Source organism: Proteus sp. G2674 (assembly GCF_009915195.1).
Lineage (GTDB): Bacteria > Pseudomonadota > Gammaproteobacteria > Enterobacterales > Enterobacteriaceae > Proteus > Proteus mirabilis.
In genome coordinates this window covers 49,711-68,872 of record NZ_JAABLS010000043.1, presented here as the reverse complement: position 1 = coordinate 68,872, position 19,162 = coordinate 49,711, and the positions used below count along the sequence as shown (strand labels likewise).

Below are 19,162 nucleotides of genomic sequence, written 5' to 3'. Positions count from 1 at the left end.
AAATGGAAAAAAATGCATTAACATTAAAAAATCTTATGTTTTTTGAGGGGTGATCTTAAGTTATCGATAACTAGTCATAAAAATCATTCGTAAAAAATTGATAATTCTGGTTAATGGGACGGTAAAAATTACACAATCAGGTTGTTTTTCAAGCAAATAAAAATGCACTAAAAAATAAGTTTTATTTTTCAGTGCATTATATTAATTGATTAATTCATAATTAATATGAATGTATTTTGTTTTTTGCTGTAGAGGATTAGCTAGAAATCCCAGTCATCATCTTCGGTATTGATCGTTTTACCAATAACATAAGAAGAGCCTGAGCCAGAAAAGAAATCATGATTTTCATTTGCATCTGGCGATAGTGATGAAAGTATTGCTGGACTAACATTAGTTATTTCATCTGGAAATAGTGCTTCATAACCTAAATTCATCAGCGCTTTATTCGCATTATAATGAAGGAATTTTTTTACATCTTCTGTCCAACCGACAGAGTCGTAGAGATCTTCTGTATATTTAACTTCATTATCATATAAATCTAATAATAATGAGAAAGCAAAGTCTTTAATATCTTGTTTCTCTAATGATGATTTATTTAATAACTGATTTTGGAACTTATAGCCAATATAATAACCATGCACAGCTTCGTCACGAATAATTAAACGAATTAAGTCGGCTGTATTGGTTAATTTCCCTCGACTTGACCAATACATTGGTAAATAAAATCCAGAATAGAATAAAAAAGACTCTAAAAATACACTGGCAATTTTTTTCTTTAATGGATCACTATCTTGATAATAACGCAGAATAATATCTGATTTCTTTTGCAAATAGGTATTTTCTTCACTCCAACGATAAGCATCATCAACATCTGTTGTTAAGCAGAGTGTCGAAAATATCGAGCTATAAGAGCGAGCATGTACCGCTTCCATAAAACAGATATTCGATAATACCGCCTCTTCATGAGGAGTCTGAGCATCAGGCATTAAGGTTGGTGCCCCGACCGTATTTTGTATCGTATCGAGCAGTGTAAGCCCTGTAAATACACGGATAGTCAACTGTTTTTCAGCTTGGGTTAAGGTATTCCATGAAGGTATATCATTAGAAAGTGGAATTTTTTCGGGTAACCAAAAATTCATGGTTAAACGGTTCCAAACTTCTAAATCTTTTTCGTCTTCAATACGATTCCAATTTATCGCATTAACACGACTTAAATAAGATGCAGACATAGTAACACTTTCCTTATCATTATTATTAAAGGGCGCATGAAACACAGCCTTTTATTTCTGTGCCGGCTAATGCTGTTTGTCTAATACGAATGTAATACAAGGTCTTTATACCTTTACGCCATGCATAAATTTGTGCTTTATTAACATCCCTTGTGGTTGCTTCATCAGAAAAGAATAATGTTAGCGACAATCCTTGGTCGATATGTTGTGATGCTTGGGCATAGGTATCGATAATTTTTTCTGCGCCAATTTCATAAGCATCTTGATAAAAATGACGGTTTTCATTGGTCATAAAAGGGGCGGGGTAATAAACCCGACCGATTTTACCTTCTTTTCTTATTTCAATCGGTGCCACAATGGGGTGAATACTCGATGTAGAGTGATTGATATAAGAGATTGATCCTGTTGGCGGTATTGCTTGTAAGTTTTGATTATAAATACCGTGAGTCATAATCGAGAGCTTAAGTTTTTGCCAATCCTCTTGGGTTGGAATATGAATATTGGATTGGCTAAATAGCTGGTGGACTTTTTGGGTTTTAGGTAACCACTGTTTTGATAAATATTTATCAAAATACTCCCCAGTGGCATATTTTGACTGTTCAAACCCTTTAAAGCGCTGTTTAGTCTCTATCGCTAATTGGTTAGAGGCTAAAAGGGCATAGTATGTTACGGTATAGAAATAGATATTGGTAAAATCAAGCCCTTCTTCTGAACCGTAATAAATCCCTTCACGGGCTAAATAACCATGTAAGTTCATTTGCCCTAAGCCAATGGCATGAGATGCTTGGTTGCCTTTTTCAATAGAAGGTACTGATTCTATTTTAGTCATTTGTGCCACACTCGTCAGTGCTCTGATGGCAACATTTACGGTATGCGCAAAATCTGGTGAGTCCATCGCCATGGCGATATTCATTGATCCGAGATTACAGCTAATATCATGACCAATTTGTCGATAACTTAAATCAGGATTGTATTCACTGGCACTATTTACTTGTAAGATTTCTGAGCATAAATTGCTCATATTAATTCGGCCCGCAATCGGATTTGCGCGATTGACGGTATCTTCAAACATAATATAGGGATAACCTGATTCAAATTGAATTTCAGCTAAAGTTTGAAAAAATGCCCGTGCTTTAATTTTTTTCTTACGTATCTCTGCATTGTTGACCATTTCAGTATATTTTTCGCTAATACTGATTTCTGACATAGGAACGCCATATACTCGTTCTACATCATAAGGTGAAAATAGATACATATCTTCGTTGCGTTTAGCTAATTCAAAGGTAATGTCGGGAATAACGACACCTAATGAAAGCGTCTTAATACGTATTTTTTCATCAGCATTTTCTCGTTTTGTATCTAGAAAATGATAGATATCAGGATGATGAGCATGGAGATAAACCGCTCCAGCTCCTTGTCTTGCGCCTAATTGATTGGCATATGAGAAGGCATCTTCAAGCATTTTCATTACCGGTACTACGCCAGACGATTGGTTTTCAATGCGTTTTATGGGGGCTCCTGCTTCTCGTAAATTAGTCAGTAAGAAAGCAACACCTCCGCCACGTTTCGACAATTGCAACGCAGAATTGACTGCTCGACCAATGGACTCCATGTTGTCTTCGATACGTAATAAAAAACAAGAGACCAATTCGCCACGCTGTTTTTTTCCACAATTTAAGAAAGTAGGGGTTGCAGGCTGGAAACGGCCACTAATTATCTCATCGACAAGGTGAGTGGCGAGTTTGGTATTCCCCTGTGCTAGGGTTAAGGCAACCATACAAACACGATCTTCATAGCGTTCGAGATAACGCTCACCATCAAAGGTTTTTAAGGTGTAACTGGTGTAGTATTTAAATGCACCTAGGAACGATTGAAAGCGAAATTTTTTGCTATAGGCATGCTTAAAAAGCTGTTTGATAAACGGGAAATCATACTGCTCTAATACTTGTGCTTCGTAGTAGTGTTGTTGCACCAGAAAATCGAGCTTTTCTTTTAGATCATGAAAAAACACCGTATTTTGATTAACGTGTTGACGAAAAAAATGGTGGGTGGCTAATTTGTCTTTATCAAACTGGATATTGCCTTGTTCATCATAGAGATTGAGCATGGCATTTAAGGCGTGATAATCGAGTTGTTCTATAGAGTGGGTCATATTTTTTATCTCATTCACTTTTTAGTCATTATTTGCTAGCTGACCAAAATGTGCTTAATCCGGTTTTTACACGTTTAACATCTTCAGGCGTACCAAGTAACTCAAAACGATAGAGAAAAGGGACTTGGCATTTTTGTGCAATAATGTCACCTGCCAAGCCGTAAGCAGAGCCAAAATTGGTATTTCCTGAAGCAATAACACCGCGTATTAATTGGCGATTTTCAGGGATATTTAAAAACTGGATCACCGCTTTAGGCACTGCACCTTTAACGCCACCGCCACCATAAGTTGGGCATAGCAACACAAAAGGTTGTGTGGCTTGTAGTGGTTCATCCTCTTTTATCCTTGTCGCTTGTAGATTAAGTTTTTGTACGAAGCGGTGACAATTTTCTGAGCGACTAGAGAAATAAATTAAAGGGGCAGTCGATTGCATAAGTTGCTCCTTTAGCGCGCTATTTGACGAATTTTATCTGGGCAGAAGCCAGACCAATGTTCGTTACCATTAACGACAACTGGTACTTGGCGATATCCCATAGAAACTATTTTTGCTAATGCTTGAGTGTCTTGGGTGAGATCAACCGCAGTGAAAGGAATTTTTTGTTGTTGTAATGCGCGCTCTGTTGCACTGCATTGAACACAATTTGGTTTGGTATAGAGGATCACAGACATAGAATAACCCTTATAAAAATGTGAATGTGTCTGCTCACAGTCACAATGAAAAGTGCTTAAATACTATATATAGGTTTATTTTTTTTCAACCACACTAGATATGGTGTTTTTTATTTTTGATAATGATTATTATTAAAATTAAGCAGTTAGCAGATTTATTTTATTTTCTTATCGCTCATTTGAGCAATTTTTATTAGGTATAGTAGAAAATTAGATGATTGATTTACTTACAAAGCATGTTTTAATCTTGATGATACAGACAAATCAATAGAGAACACATTATGTACCAAGATTATCTCAATACGCCGAAAGGTTTTCCAAAGCCTTATATATCCATTACCGCAGATGATGATGGCATCACCAGCCTTAACTTTGTTAGTGAAAAAGAGGCGTTAGTTAATTCAAATGCCATAATTGACCTGTGTATAAAACAGTTAAAAGAGTATTTTTCGGGTAAACGCACCCTATTTTCAGTGCCACTAGCGCCTAAAGGAACCGAATTTCAAATACGCGTTTGGCAGACTTTACAGTCTATTCCTTATGGTGAAATTTGGAGTTATAAAAAGTTGGCACTTACATTAGGTTCCGTCAACTATTGCAGAGCGGTAGGAATGGCAAATTCACGTAACCCAATCTCGTTAATTATTCCTTGCCATCGCGTCATTGGTCATAATGGTAAGTTAGTAGGCTATACTGGGGGACTTGATATCAAACGTTGGCTATTACACTATGAAAAAGTGGATATTGACGAATAGTTCATATTGTAAGTATTAAGCACTATTTCTTAAGTGATTAATGGCTTAAGTTATGGGATTTGTCTGAATAATAATCGTTTAACAGAAAAAAAATACGCGTTTCGTGATCTAGACTGTGGACAGCGAATCATCATTTTTGTTTTACTATAGCCAACGCAAAACGCTTGCGTTTATTTTCTATTTTAAAGGTAAACTTGATGTCTAAATTAAAAGGTAACGTTAAGTGGTTTAACGAAACTAAAGGTTTTGGTTTTATCACTCCAGAAGATGGCAGTAAAGATGTGTTCGTCCACTTTTCCGCTATTGTTTCAGAAGGTTTTAAAACACTTGCTGAAGGTCAAAAGGTAGAGTTTGAAGTTACTGACGGCGCGAAAGGGCCATCTGCTGCAAACGTTGTCGCTATCTAATTAACGACTTCTCCAAAAGTAAAAAACGTTTTTGAAATGACCCCCAATAGTTGGACAACCAATTATTGGGGGTCTTTTTATGTCAAATACAGGGGGGATTTAAACATCATCATTGCCAATCAATGGTCAGCGGGTGAAGCATTTCAGACACTTTCTGAAAAGTATTTATTAAAATAAATTAAAACTATTTTACTAAAAGCTGACTATCTTGTTCTGCCTTCTTTTTAGCCTGCTGAAAACGAAGAAGTAACTCATTTTTCTGGACTTTAATAGCGTTATAGTCAACATTGTCGTTTTTCTTTTTAGATATTTGTTTGTATAACAAAATAAGCCTCCTCAACGTAAACATTTAAATTTTTCGATTCAGCGTACTTATTAATTAATCGAATATAAACTCTTCTGAGCTCTTCACTGTATGCTTGGAAAGTCAAAATATCTATTTTTTCAGTTTGTGCTATCAAAAGAATAATGTCAATGAGTGTTATGTAAAGATACCGAGTTTCTGATGATGTCAAATTAATTGAATCTGGCGGTTTATCAAACATATCACAATTTTGATAGTTTTCAGTCTCTATATTATAAAAAATAACAACACTAATAGTTAAATTTTTTATATTTTCGGCATATAACTTATTAATTAATGAATGATAATTTTCATCTCGGCAAAAAATAAGCCTGTAAATAACACTCCTTTTCCTATTATTGGAAAAAATAAATTTAATATCTATATATTTAAAGATATCAAAACCAATAAGCTCATCATGTAAAATGTAATGTGAATGGTGAGGCATTTAATTTCTCATTATTATAAAAATAATTGAATTAATTTAATAACAATTAAATCATCAAGATACCAACAAAAAATTTCATTTATTAGATATAAAACCCTCATCAAAAACAATAATAAAAAACCTAAAAATAACAAAAATTGAAAATAGATAATAATAAATTAAACTGTTTTCTTAAAAATACTATTTGAAATACTCTAATAGTTGGACAACCCATTATTGGGGGTCTTTTTATGTCAAATACAGGGGGGATTTAAACATCATCATTGCTACTTAGGGTGACAATGCTTGCCACACTGCATAACTCTCGCTCGTTTTGATGATGAAAAAAGACTTGAGAAATTTAAAGAGGAGCTTGCGTATCTAGCTGCGGGATAAATACCATGGTTGAAAGTTTTTTAAATTATTAAAATCAAGAATACATCATAGCTATCATTTCAAAATATCAATGAATGTATTGATAAAATTGGCTAATTTATTGAGTAATACCACCGGGAACAAAATCAAATTAAAAGGCCTGACATTGGTTGAATATTAAGTTCAGGCCTTATAAATCGCTTAACTAAAAGAGTACAACTTTATGATTAACGGTTTTTATCTTGTTAAAGAGACTACATTTCACGGAGTAGCCAGAATGCGAATGCCGTCATCAGAAACGAGCCCGCTAAGTTTGCCCCCATGGTGCCTAATGCCCAGCCTATTCGTCCTTCATTAAATAAGGCGACCACCTCAACAGAAAAAGTAGAAAAGGTGGTTAAGCCACCACAAAAACCTGTGGTAAGCATGATTTTCCAAATAGGGTCAATATTGGGAGCTTTACTAAACCAAGCAATGCCAAAGGCGATAATAAAGGCACCAATACAGTTAGCGACCAAGGTCCCCGTTGCAAAATGGGGAAAAAGAGAATTAAGGCGGTAGCTAATTAGCCAGCGTAGTACGCTACCTAAACCACCGCCGATAAATACAGCTATTGCAATGTTAAGCATAAGAGAGATTAATCGTTATTTAACCTCAATCCCTTGAGCTTGAAGATCAGCATGATAAGACGAACGAACAAATGGTCCACAAGCGGCGTGGGTAAAGCCCATCGCTAATGCTTGCTCTTTCATATATTCAAACTCGTCAGGACTGACGTAGCGTTGAACAGGAAGATGGTGACGACTGGGTTGTAAATATTGCCCTAATGTCAGCATCGTTACACCATGTTTACGCAGATCGCGCATCACGTCAATAATTTCTTCATTTGTTTCACCTAAACCGACCATTAACCCCGATTTAGTTGGAATATTTGGGTGGGCTTGTTTAAAGCGTTCTAGTAACGTTAGAGACCATTGATAGTTCGCACCAGGACGCACTTGACGATAAACACGAGGTACGTTTTCTAAATTGTGGTTAAAGACGTCTGGTGGTGTGTCAGTGAGGATCTCTAATGCTTTATCCATACGACCACGGAAATCAGGGACTAAAGTTTCGATGCGAATATTAGGATTTTTTTCACGGATAGCGGTAATACAATCGGCAAAATGTTGTGCACCACCATCGCGTAGGTCATCGCGATCTACTGAGGTGATAACAACATAACGTAATCCCATATCTTTTATCGTTTGGGCTAATTTAATTGGCTCTTGGGGATCGGGTGCGTTAGGACGACCATGGGCAACGTCGCAAAATGGGCAACGACGCGTACAGATTGCCCCTAAGATCATAAAGGTTGCGGTACCGTGGTTAAAACATTCTGCAAGATTAGGGCATGAAGCCTCTTCACAAACAGAATGCAGGCCATTTTTACGCATGGCCGCTTTAATGCCTTGAATTTTACTTGAATCTGCAGGCAACTTTATTTTCATCCACTCAGGTTTGCGTAGCAGTTCTTCACGTTCTGTAACGATTGTTTTAACAGGAATAAGTGCCATTTTATCGGCGTCACGATATTTTACGCCGCGTTCCATCTGAATAGGTTTACTCATAATTGTGCCAGTTCCAGTTATCTAGGGTGATTAACACGATGTGACTGAGGTAATCAGGGTTTTAAAAAAAAATGATAAATGTTAAAAAAATTATAGCATTTTTATTGCTGTGGTTGGAATCCCAGTTGTGTACAAAAATGGTTGATCAATAATGATGCCACTTGTTCCGATGTTGCATTAGGTGCCAAATCAACCAGTTGTGTCATTTTTAGATCAGGATAACCACAAGGATTTATTCGCGTAAAAGGAGATAAGTCCATATCAACATTAAGTGCTAGGCCATGAAAAGAGCAACCTTTGCGTATACGTAATCCTAAAGAGCAAATTTTATCACCATTAACATACACGCCCGGTGCATCTGCACGAGCATAAGCATTTACATTAAATTCTGCGAGTGTGTTGATCACAGTATTCTCTAAAACAGTGACTAATTGACGAACGCCAATATGGTTACGTTTTAGATCAAGCAAAACATACATCACTTGTTGGCCGGGGCCGTGATAGGTCACTTGTCCACCGCGATCAGATTGGATCACCGGTATAGAGCCTGTGTTTAAAAGGTGTTCTGCTTTACCCGCTTGACCTTGGGTAAAAACCTGTTCATGTTGAACCAGCCAAATTTCATCAGGTGTATGACTTTCCCGTTTTTCCGTAAACTGATGCATAGAATCAGAAACCGGTAAATAGGGTTGTATACCCAATTGGCGAATAATGATTGTTTTATCTTGCACCGTGAAAATCTTCATTTGTAGCGAAATTGTGAAAGGCAGTATAACGCTCCCGTAAATGAACTACCAGAATGAGATGATGATTACTTATCACTTTTTATATCAGCAACGATGTTCGTAATTTATTGTTATCAATTTAAACACAAATATATTGTTAATTTATAAAGAAAAAGTAGGTGTATTTTTTAACAAATAAAATAATTACGGACTATAAAGGGGAGTGGACAGGGGGGGGAACAATCTAATGCTTTCTAAAATAGAAAAGAAAAGGTCTAATTTTAATGATATAAAATTAGACCTTATGAATATTTTATTTAATTAAAATGTCTTTATTACAAGTCTGTTTTACATACAGGGTCATATTGAAAATATGAGTTAAGGTATTTAACTGACCCATCATAAAGATTCACTAAACCAACCTGTTGTTGATCGTTGATATCGGAAGACCATGCGTGGAAAACTGAACCTCCTTTACCCCATTCTGAGAAAACAGTTCCTATACCTCGTTTATTTGTACCTGAGGTAAGTAAGGATGAAGGTGTGGTATCTAATCCATTATCTGTACATATTTTCCATGCTCTCGGAGCAGGTAACGGTTGTCCACCATAGAATGTAAACCAACGTTTTAGTGTAAATGTATAGGAGAATGCGGTTCCTACACCTTCTACACGAGGTTGTGCTGTAATAGTTACCGTTTTATTTTCACTGTTTGGTGCTTTGGAGAACATGACATTCATTTTGTTACTATTTTGAGTCAGAGTGACCCATGATTGATTTGCTTTCCATGTATAATCCGATGCTTTGGTTCCATTTTTCATCACAAAACTGAAACTTGAGAATTGGTAACCTGTTGTAGGGAATCCTTCATTTAATTCAAATGAGTAATTATTCGAATCAATATAAGCAATATCGGTGATCGGTATGACTTTATCCACTGTAACAGTTGTTTTCACCTCGCTTAACACGGTTTGTTGAATAACCACATAGAAGGTTTCTGTTCCCACATTTTTACCGGTAAAAGTTGCGGTATAAGTGCCTGTTTTGCTGTTATAGGTCGTTTTACTGAGAGTGCCGTATTGGTTATTTGATGATTGAGCAATACTGACATCATCCAATTGAACTACAGCGCCATTAGCATCTGTTATTTTCAATTCTAATGTTGATTCATCATTAATATAGATAGAGTTAGGTTTACTGATCAGTTGATAGTTGAAACTATCTAAGGATAGCTCCTTAACTGTTACCGTAGTTTTGATTGATGTATCAATATTATTGTTAATTGATGCATTAAAATTAGCATTGGTTGCTAGCGTACCAGTAAATGTCGCTGTATATACCTTTTTGGCCTCGTTATAAGTTGTATCCGTTAATTGTCCTGCTTCACCATCTCGTAAGATAATTTTGGCACCATTAACTTCAATAGGTTTATTGTTGGCATCTTTAAATGTCAGTGTTAATTCCGATGTTTTACCTGTATAGATGGATGAAGGCATTGCAGTTAATGATGCACTTTCATACGCTTTTTTGATGATAATACTCGCGGTAATATCAGAACGAACAATACCATTTATCGAAACGTTAAATTGTGCAGTACCTAACCCAGCGCTATTAAATTTTGCTTTATATGTTTTTGTCTTGGCGTCAAATGTTGTTTTATTGAGTGAACCAAGCTTTGGTGTAAGAATGTTAATACTGACATTGTCATTTGTGATCCTCACTTGTTCACCTGATTTATCAAATAAAGTTAAGGTTAGCTCAGAGGTATCCCCTGATAGTATAGTGCTAGGATCAGGTTGTAACGTCGCTGAATTATAGACTTCATTAACTTGAACGGATGTCTTTGCTTGCCCCACCTTGCCATTAATAATAGCTGAGAAGTTTGCTTTACCTACCTGATTACCAGTAAAGGTTGCTTTATATGCATTTATACTTTCATCCCATACTGTTTCAGATAATGAACCTAATGTTGGTGTTTCTAAGATAATATTGGCGCTATTTCCTTTAATAGGCAGGCCGTTAATATCTTGAATAGTTAACCTAATTTCAGATTTATTATTTACTGTAATAACACTTGGAGATGGTACTAGACTCGGATTATAAAATGCATCAGGGCTATCATTAACCTGAATAGAAGTAGTAACATCTGCTATTTTTTGATTATCGACATAAGCACTAAACTCTGCATTACCTATCGCTGAGCCTGTAAAGGTAGCCACATAGCGTTTATTGGTATTGTCCCATGTTGTCACAGTTAAAGAGCCTAAATTCGGTGTATTTAACATGATTTTTGCATTATCAACTTGAATGGGCTGACCACTCGCATCGAGTAGGGTTAAATAAACATCAGAGGTTTTATTCAATGTGATCGGAGAAGTTTCTCTTCCCATATTGGCTGAATTATAGGCAGGCTTTACAGTGACAGTAGTTGAGATATTATTATAAGTTTGTCCATCAATGATCGAGATAAACTGAGCTTTGCCTTGTTTAGTGCCAGTGAAAGTCGCTTGATATGATTTTGTATTGGCATCATAAGTTGTTTCACTAATAGTACCTTCTGCGGTATTACCATCACCTTGCAACATAATGATTTGTACATCATCATCACTGACTTTTATTGATTGACCAAGATGATTTTGAATTTGTAAAGTTAATACAGAAGTTTGTTTTACCGGAATAGAACTCGGCTCCGCATTCAATTTTCCTCGATAAGATTCTGTTACATTAACGGTTGCGTTGATATTACCTTCAGTATACTGCTGCTTATCAACAAATATTTCAAAGTTAGCTTTACCTACATTTTCACCGATGAATTTAGCCTGAAAGATATGGCCACTTTTCGTTGTTGCCTCCATATGGCCTAACGCTTTTGAATCATCAGCGAGTCTAATTTCAACGGTGCCGGAAGGAATGTAAGGTTTATTGTCTTGATAGAAGATCACATTTAATATTGATGCATTACCCACAGTAATATGTGAAGGGATTGGAATTAAACTTGCGCCCATTTTTACATTATGTATTAACGGTTCAACATCAACGGTGGTTGAAATTTGATTTTGTTGTACATTGTTTATTACCGCATAGAAAGTCGCGGTAAAAGGTATATTTTGCTCAGTCGGCGTATAAACAACTTGATATTCTCCAGGTTTGACTTCTTTGGCTTCGCTTACACGTCCATTTTGGGTATTTTTAATCACGATATCGATAGGGACATCAGGGGAGAATAAATTCCCATATTGATCTTTTATATCTAAAGTAATAGTGGATGTACGCCAATTGTTATTGTCATTACTACGTGTATGGCCATTTTGCTTTTCTTCTGTGCTATAAATATGGCTAGGATTGGACGCAATGGTGGCATTATTCAAATCAATTGTAGGTTTACTATCAATAACGTTAATTTCTGCTGTTGTTTTTAAACGAAATCCTTCTAATTCAACAAAGAATTTAGCCGTACCTACCTTAGTTGCATTAAAATTGGCTGTATATTGGGTTGCACTAATTTTTTTAGTCGCATCTAGGATCCCGTAATTGGGTTGTTCTTGTAAAATAACCGCGTTATCCGTAGGTAATGGATTATTATTTTTATCTGTTAGTGTAAGTGTTAATAACGAGTTATGCTCTACCTGTGTTAGATCCAATGACGGGTTATTGGCAACAAGTGTTGCATTGACATCATTTCTTCCCCAAACAATTACATTTACTTTAGTATCATTATTTTGTATATCATCGACATTGACGGTAAAAGTTGCCGTTGTTGGTTCAGTTCCGGTATAAGAGGCTTGGTAAACCCCCGCTTTTCCTGATACTTTCGTCGTTTTAGTCAAGGTTCCGCTATTTGTGATTAAAACAATTTCGACGGTTTTATCAGTAACGGGTTGACCTTGATTATCTTGCACTACTGCCGTGATCACTGAAGTTTGATTTTGGATAATTTGTTCTGGTTCAGTCGTTAAGGAAACAATTTTATATTTCTCTGAATGAGAAAGAATGGATGTCTCAGCTTTACTATCAGGGTAAGGGGTATTCGCGACATAAGGGTAGAAAGTCACTTTACCTGTTTCTGTTGCCTGAAATTGAGCCGAATAGTTTTTATCTGCAGCATTATAGATTGTTTCAGAGATAACGCCGTTACCTGTTTGATTATTGACTCTAATCATCTGAATTTTTGCATTATCGACTTCCATTGGCTGATTATTATCATCCAAGATGGTCATGACAACTTTAGATGAATCCCCTACATACATTTCATTAACTGTAGTTAAATTAATATTTTTGAAGGTAGAAACGTTCACTATTTCTTTAACATCAGAAATAACTTCATTATTTAATGACGGTTGGAAAATCGCATCCCCGACATTTTTGCTTACAAATGTAGCCGTATATTGTTTCGTGGTAGGATCATAGGTTGTGTTTGAAATATCACCTTGCTCACTATTTGTTAATAAAATTTGTGCATTATCTACCTCGATTGGTTGCTTATTTTTATCAAAGAAAGTAAGGCGTAATAGTGTTGAATTGCCTAGTGTAATGGCATTTTTATCTGCTTTTAATGTGACTTGCTGATAACGAGAAGTATTTTTTTCTACGCTAACCGTTGTTGATATATCTTGATGAATTACTTGATTATAGAAAGCATAAAAACGAGCTGTTTCTGGTATTACGCCAATAAACTTAGCCTGGTAAGTTTTATTTTTGGCATTGTATTGTGTATCAGATAATACTCCGTTAACACCATTATCAAGAACGATACGGGCATCATTTATTTCAACCAATTCACCTTCATGATTTGTAAAGCTTAAAGTAATGATTGATGATTCATCAATACCTATTTTTTGTGGTGTGGCAGAAATAGTCGCATTTTCAGCGTTATTATCTTTTAATACAACAATCTTTGTTGTTTCTGGCGATGATGAGCGGCCTTTTTTATCGTATGCAATAGCGACAATATTATAGGTATTTGTAGCCCCTTTCTGTTGGTTATAGTAAGGCAAATAGAGTAAATAGCTATTTGGCGCTTGTTTAATAATTTTACCGCCATTTTGAATAAAATCAGCGCCATTAACATCAATATAATCAAGCCCTGCACTTGATTCTACACTAATGGTAATGACTTTTTGCTCATTACTATATCCTTCGATTAAATCAGGGGTTTTGAGAGAAAGGTAAGTTTGCTCTTTATAATCAAAAACAATGTTATTATTTCTATCAACAAAATCATATTTGCTATTTTCAAGTAGACGCAATGGCTTAATATTACTAGGATCTAATTGCGTTTTAATTGGTGTACCAAATTGATAGTTTAAGGAGAGACTAAGTTGAGTATCATTATCACCACCTTTACCTAATTTATGTTCGGCATTAAAGGTGATAAGAGGAAATGGGGTGTAATTTAGTCCTGCAGTAAATGCAAAAGGATCTTTTGTTAAATTAGATGTATTATTGAATAAATCAACATTATCACCATAGTACTGCTCAAAATTAGCTTTTAAACCCAATTGAGGGTATGCAGGAAGATAACTTTGAGTTCTAATATCCCAACCGTTTGCAGGGCGTTCGTCATATCCTTTTTTGATGCTAGAGTCCTTCCAGCCCGTTAGCCTATTATAATAATTTGAACTCACTGAAAAATAGTCGCGACGATATTCAAGGCCAATACCGATACGGCTATTATTACCAGTAAAATCGTGATCAAAATGGGTATTAAAACCATATAGTTGGGTATCGTCAAATTTACGAATACCAAATCCTATATTACCTTGGTTTCTATCATAACTGCGATGGAATGCTGTTTGGTTAAAAAGAAGATAATTATTATTCTCATATAACGGAATAATTATCTTTGCTTCTGTATTTTTTAGAGTGAAATTTTTATCTACACCTAGATTTATTTGAGCTTTACCATATTGACTTAACCAATTTTCAACTTCTTGATTTATTTTATTATTAGCCTGATTAAAAAAATACTGTGAAGCGGAATCTTTACTATTCTCACTTGATAATATTGCCCCTGCTTGACTTGCTTGTTGAGCTAACCAGCGTTCACTATTTGTGTTTTTATTTTCTGTTGCGGAGGCATAGGCATGTACTGTTGGTGTTAATGACAATACAGTAGGAAATAAAAACTGTACCATAATTAATAGATAAGAAATAAATTTATTCTTACGTAGTTTTTCTAATAAAAAATTATCCATAACGACCACTGTAATAAATAGTAAAAATTAATCCCTTATTAAGAATAGAGTAGATTTTTAACATGTACAAACAATATGAGTAATTAAAATGTTTCAAAAAGTTAAATTAAATTACTTTTCTTTTCTTAGTTAATATTTATTAATATGATATTAGAAGTCAATACGTATAAATAAGTAGTGTTTAGGGGGCTTATTAAGTGATGAGAATAAGAATTAATATTAGATGAGCGAAGATGAAATAAAAGAGTGATATCCTATCTAATGGTTATTAAAAATGCCCTCTTATAAAAAAGAGGGCAGTGGTAAAAATTATAACACCATGCGAACAAGCTCTAATTCACCTAACTCTTTATAGAGGGTTTCTACTTGTTCAATATGCGTTGCGTTGATAGTCACAGAGACTGAGTGATAGTTACCTTTGCTACTTGGTTTTACTGAAGGTGTATAATCACCGGGTGCATGACGCTGGATCACTTCAACGACTTGGTCAACTAATTCGGGTTTAGCATGACCCATGACTTTGTAAGTAAATGAGCAAGGGAACTCTAATAGTTCGTTTAATTTTGTTTTCATCATAATGTAATCCTTAAGACAACAGGCGATGTTGTTTTAATAATCTCTTTTACACCTCATCAGCACAAATAAAAAGCGCATTCCTCCTATAATGAGGAATGCGATACTGATAGTTAGGGTAAATATAGAATGGGTAAATGTGTTTATTCCAATATCGATATAATCTTTATATATGGACACATTTATCCTTTTCAAGCCTTAACCAAACCAACGTGAAAATAATAATTTGATGTAATCAATCAAGCGGCTGAAAATGCCACCTTCTTTCACTTCATTCATAACAACAAGTGGACGTTGTTCAATGACTTGCCCATCAAGTTGGAAATTAATGGTGCCAACCACTTGGTTTTTACTGACTGGCGCATGTAATTCAACATTATCTAATACATAACTGGCCTTTAGATCTTTGAGTCGGCCACGGGGGATCGTGAGATAAACATCTTTATCAACCCCTAATTGCACTTTATCAGTATCACCATACCAGATAGGTTCAGCGGCAAACTCTTTACCCACTTGCAGCGGTTTTACCGTTTCAAAGAAGCGAAAACCCTAAGTAAGTAGTTTTTTACTTTCAGCATCACGGCCTTTAGATGAGTGTCCCCCCATCACAGCAGAAATCAAGCGCATATTTCCTTCTGTTGCAGAGGCAACAAGATTATAACCCGCAGCTTCAGTATGACCTGTTTTAATACCATCAACATTGAGGCTAGTATCCCAAAGTAAACCATTACGGTTAGTTTGACGGATATTATTGTAGGTAAACTCTTTTTCTTTATAAATGGCATATTCTTCTGGAACATCACGAATTAATGCGGCGCCAATCAATGCCATATCTCGTGCACTACTGTATTGCCCAGGTGCATCTAAACCATGTACAGTTTGAAATTGTGTGTTTTGTAAACCTAGACGCTTAACATAGTCATTCATCATAGTGACAAAGGTATCTTGGCTTCCCGCAACATAAGAGGCCATTGCTACACAGGCATCATTACCTGATTGTAGATTGATACCGCGTGTTAATTGTGAAACGGTGACTTTATCACCGGGTTTTAAAAACATTAATGATGAACCGCGAAAGACAGGGTTGCCCGTTGCCCATGCTTCTTCACCAATAGGAACAATATCGTTGTTCGATATTTTTCCTGCACGAATGGCTTGACCTATAACATAACTGGTCATCATTTTGGTTAAACTGGCTGGATCACGACGGACATCTGCATTTTTTTCCGCGAGGACTTTCCCAGAATTATAGTCGATAAGAATATAGGATTCGGCTTCGATATTAGGAACAGCGGGTATCATTGTTTTTAATGTGTCATCAGCAATAGCATGATGGCTAATAGCTAATAATATAAAGGTTGCACTAAATAGACGTGTTCTTAGTAATTTCACTGGGCGTGTCTGTTTCATTCTGTTTGTCTGTTCCGGAAATTCAGGGAAAATAAATAAAAGTTGATAAGAAAAATATCAGCAAACTCAGGTGATTCTATGCCTGAATTTGCTTTTAGAAAAAGAGTTTTTACGAATTATTACCCTTTATTGGCTAACAATAAACCCATCGATATTTTTACTTTGTTTCAAAGCACTTTTTATTGTTTCGGCTTGCGTTTTTGATGAGTAGGGGCCTAATTGCACTTTATGTAGTCCATCAGTTGTATTAATGACACCTTGGGTATTTAAAGCATTGGTTAATTCAGTTAACCATGTTTGTGCATTAGTTTGATTACTTAAAGCACCTACTTGTACATAGTAGCCTTGCGCTATTGCGCTAGATGAAGATACTGGCTGTGGAGCTGGAGCTGGAGCTGGAGCTGGAGCTGGAGCTGGAGCTGGAGCTGGAGCTGGAGCTGGAGCTGGAGCTGGAGCTGGAGCTGGAGCTGGAGCTGGAGCTGGAGCTGGAGCTGGAGCTGGAGCTGGTTGAGTCACTGTTATGGGAGACGGTGCTGTTACAGAGGGTTGGGGAGCCATTGTCGATGGCTGAGTATTAAAGTTAGGACGCTCAGGTAATGTAGTGGCTCTTTTCTCTATTTGTGCACCTTGGGTACCAATACCACTTATTTGGCCATTTTGATCAACGACAATACCTTCAATTTGAATAGGGGTTGTTGGCATTAACTGCAAACTGTTATAAACGGCAGGTGTAACCTGTATTTGTTTGCCTTCAACATAAGGGCCACGATCGTTAATTCGCACAATCATTGTGCGTCCATTGATTAAGTTTGTTATTTTCGCGTAACTTGGAATAGGCAATGTTGGGTGTGCCGCAGCAAACTCATAAGGGTTGACTCGTTCACCTATGGTTGTTAAGCGACTCATTGCTAAGCTGTCGTAAACAATCGCTTGTCCCCGTTCACTAAAGTTCGCCGGATCTTTGACTATGCGATAAATTACCCCATTTTTACGATAATCTTGATTCGCAGTCGGGTGATAAGGCTCATAACGAGGCTCTATACCTAATACGGGTTGTGTAGGTACATTTGGCAACCTTGTGGTTGGCTGATTATTATTCACAGGTTTATCAGCAACACATCCTGCAAGTAGCAATGCACTGACACCCATCAAAACCCATTGCAAACGCATAGAAACCTCATTATAAACTTTTTGATAATAGTTTTCGGTGTGTATGAATTGACATAACAATGCCAAATCCTGCCATTAGTACAATTAATGCCGATCCCCCATAGCTTACCAGTGGTAATGGCACGCCGACTACTGGGAGGATCCCACTCACCATACCAATATTGACGAAAACATAAACAAAGAAGATCAGCATTAATCCACCAATCATGACTCTGCCAAATGTATTTTGTGCTTTTGTCGCGAGATAAAGACCTCGAGCAATTAAGAGTATATAGAGCGTTAGTAGGATTAAAACACCAATCAGTCCTAATTCTTCTGCGAGTACGGCAAAAATAAAGTCGGTATGGCGCTCTGGTAAAAATTCAAGTTGAGACTGAGTCCCTTGTAACCAACCTTTGCCATGTAATCCACCAGAACCGATAGCAATTTTAGATTGGATAATGTGATATCCGGCTCCTAAGGGGTCAATTTCAGGATCAAGTAACATCATGACCCGTGTTCGTTGGTAATCATGCATCAAGAAAAACCAGAGTATCGGAATAAATCCAGCAATTAATAGTGTTGCGACAGTAATTAAACGCCAACTCATACCGGCAAGGAAGATAACAAAAATTCCTGAAGCAGCAATTAAAATAGAGGTACCCAAATCAGGTTGTGCTGCCACTAAAAGGGTGGGGACGAAGATCAGCACTAAGGCTATTGCTGTGTTACGTAATGTTGGCGGACAAACATCACGGTTCATAAAGCGAGCTACCATTAGAGGAACGGCAATTTTGGCAATTTCAGAAGGCTGAAAACGTATGATACCTAAATCAAGCCAGCGTTGTGCACCTTTACTAATTTGCCCAAAGACATCAACAAAAATAAGTAATACAACACAAAATACGTAAAGGTGAGGAGCCCAGTTTTCATACACCCGAGGAGGGATCTGCGCCATGATAATCATAACGATAAAACCCGTAGCAATTTGTCCGAGCTTGCGTTCCATCATATCGGGATCTTGCCCACTTGCTGTCCACATAATAAATGCGCTATAGCATAATAAGGCAATAATGCAGAGCATAAAGAATGGATCGATATGTAAACGCGTCCAGAGTGATTTTTTCTTGTTATTTTCTGTCAT

The 19,162-nt window shown here is 36.4% G+C and carries 14 protein-coding genes and 1 pseudogene; 2 read left to right on the top strand and 13 right to left on the bottom strand.

Annotated features, from left to right (window positions below; genetic code table 11):
- Positions 1 to 260: 260 nt before the first annotated feature.
- Genes nrdF through nrdH form a run of 4 tightly spaced genes read right to left on the bottom strand, consistent with a single transcriptional unit; the run spans position 261 to position 4,050 of the window.
- Complete coding sequence (gene nrdF, locus GWI58_RS17615; RefSeq protein ID WP_004247427.1) at positions 261 to 1,229, bottom strand: class 1b ribonucleoside-diphosphate reductase subunit beta; 969 nt, start codon at positions 1,227 to 1,229, stop codon at positions 261 to 263.
- Between the two features lie 25 nt (positions 1,230 to 1,254).
- Positions 1,255 to 3,381, bottom strand: coding sequence for a class 1b ribonucleoside-diphosphate reductase subunit alpha (gene nrdE / locus GWI58_RS17610; protein WP_004252248.1), 2,127 nt, complete (start codon positions 3,379 to 3,381; stop codon positions 1,255 to 1,257).
- Positions 3,382 to 3,409: 28 nt separating this feature from the next.
- Positions 3,410 to 3,814, bottom strand: coding sequence for a class Ib ribonucleoside-diphosphate reductase assembly flavoprotein NrdI (gene nrdI, locus GWI58_RS17605; protein ID WP_004246072.1), 405 nt, complete (start codon positions 3,812 to 3,814; stop codon positions 3,410 to 3,412).
- An 11-nt stretch (positions 3,815 to 3,825) separates the two neighbouring features.
- Positions 3,826 to 4,050 carry a glutaredoxin-like protein NrdH gene (gene nrdH, locus GWI58_RS17600; RefSeq protein WP_094960214.1) on the bottom strand — a complete coding sequence of 75 codons (225 nt, stop codon included), beginning with the start codon at positions 4,048 to 4,050 and terminating at the stop codon, positions 3,826 to 3,828.
- A gap of 281 nt (positions 4,051 to 4,331) precedes the next feature.
- Here nrdH and GWI58_RS17595 point away from each other — a divergent pair, with 281 nt between their 5' ends.
- Positions 4,332 to 4,805, top strand: a complete 474-nt coding sequence (locus GWI58_RS17595) for a methylated-DNA--[protein]-cysteine S-methyltransferase (protein ID WP_004246069.1) — start codon at positions 4,332 to 4,334, stop codon at positions 4,803 to 4,805.
- 197 nt (positions 4,806 to 5,002) lie between these two features.
- The gene (gene cspE / locus GWI58_RS17590; RefSeq protein ID WP_004246068.1) at positions 5,003 to 5,212 is read left to right on the top strand and encodes a transcription antiterminator/RNA stability regulator CspE; all 210 of its coding nucleotides are present in this window, start codon (positions 5,003 to 5,005) and stop codon (positions 5,210 to 5,212) included.
- 302 nt (positions 5,213 to 5,514) lie between these two features.
- Here cspE and GWI58_RS17585 read toward each other — a convergent pair whose 3' ends face one another.
- The 9 genes and pseudogenes from GWI58_RS17585 to mrdB form a co-directional block, all read right to left on the bottom strand.
- The gene (locus GWI58_RS17585; RefSeq protein ID WP_161769427.1) at positions 5,515 to 6,003 is read right to left on the bottom strand and encodes a hypothetical protein; all 489 of its coding nucleotides are present in this window, start codon (positions 6,001 to 6,003) and stop codon (positions 5,515 to 5,517) included.
- Positions 6,004 to 6,611: 608 nt separating this feature from the next.
- Positions 6,612 to 6,986: a fluoride efflux transporter CrcB gene (gene crcB / locus GWI58_RS17580; protein WP_004246058.1), complete on the bottom strand. Its 375-nt coding sequence runs from the start codon at positions 6,984 to 6,986 to the stop codon at positions 6,612 to 6,614.
- A 15-nt stretch (positions 6,987 to 7,001) separates the two neighbouring features.
- On the bottom strand, positions 7,002 to 7,967 hold the full coding sequence (lipA, locus tag GWI58_RS17575) for a lipoyl synthase (RefSeq protein ID WP_004246057.1): 966 nt from the start codon (positions 7,965 to 7,967) through the stop codon (positions 7,002 to 7,004).
- Positions 7,968 to 8,068: 101 nt separating this feature from the next.
- Positions 8,069 to 8,713: a lipoyl(octanoyl) transferase LipB gene (lipB, locus tag GWI58_RS17570; protein ID WP_036908311.1), complete on the bottom strand. Its 645-nt coding sequence runs from the start codon at positions 8,711 to 8,713 to the stop codon at positions 8,069 to 8,071.
- 314 nt (positions 8,714 to 9,027) lie between these two features.
- Positions 9,028 to 14,886: an inverse autotransporter beta domain-containing protein gene (locus GWI58_RS17565; RefSeq protein WP_161769426.1), complete on the bottom strand. Its 5,859-nt coding sequence runs from the start codon at positions 14,884 to 14,886 to the stop codon at positions 9,028 to 9,030.
- Between the two features lie 309 nt (positions 14,887 to 15,195).
- The gene (gene ybeD / locus GWI58_RS17560; RefSeq protein ID WP_026090527.1) at positions 15,196 to 15,459 is read right to left on the bottom strand and encodes a DUF493 family protein YbeD; all 264 of its coding nucleotides are present in this window, start codon (positions 15,457 to 15,459) and stop codon (positions 15,196 to 15,198) included.
- Positions 15,460 to 15,657: 198 nt separating this feature from the next.
- A pseudogene (gene dacA / locus GWI58_RS17555) lies at positions 15,658 to 16,788 on the bottom strand (D-alanyl-D-alanine carboxypeptidase DacA); the annotation flags it as partial.
- A gap of 207 nt (positions 16,789 to 16,995) precedes the next feature.
- Positions 16,996 to 18,039, bottom strand: coding sequence for an endolytic peptidoglycan transglycosylase RlpA (rlpA, locus tag GWI58_RS17550; protein ID WP_161769425.1), 1,044 nt, complete (start codon positions 18,037 to 18,039; stop codon positions 16,996 to 16,998).
- A gap of 10 nt (positions 18,040 to 18,049) precedes the next feature.
- Positions 18,050 to 19,162 (bottom strand): peptidoglycan glycosyltransferase MrdB, encoded by a 1,113-nt coding sequence (mrdB, locus tag GWI58_RS17545; protein ID WP_004246052.1) that lies wholly within the window; start codon positions 19,160 to 19,162, stop codon positions 18,050 to 18,052.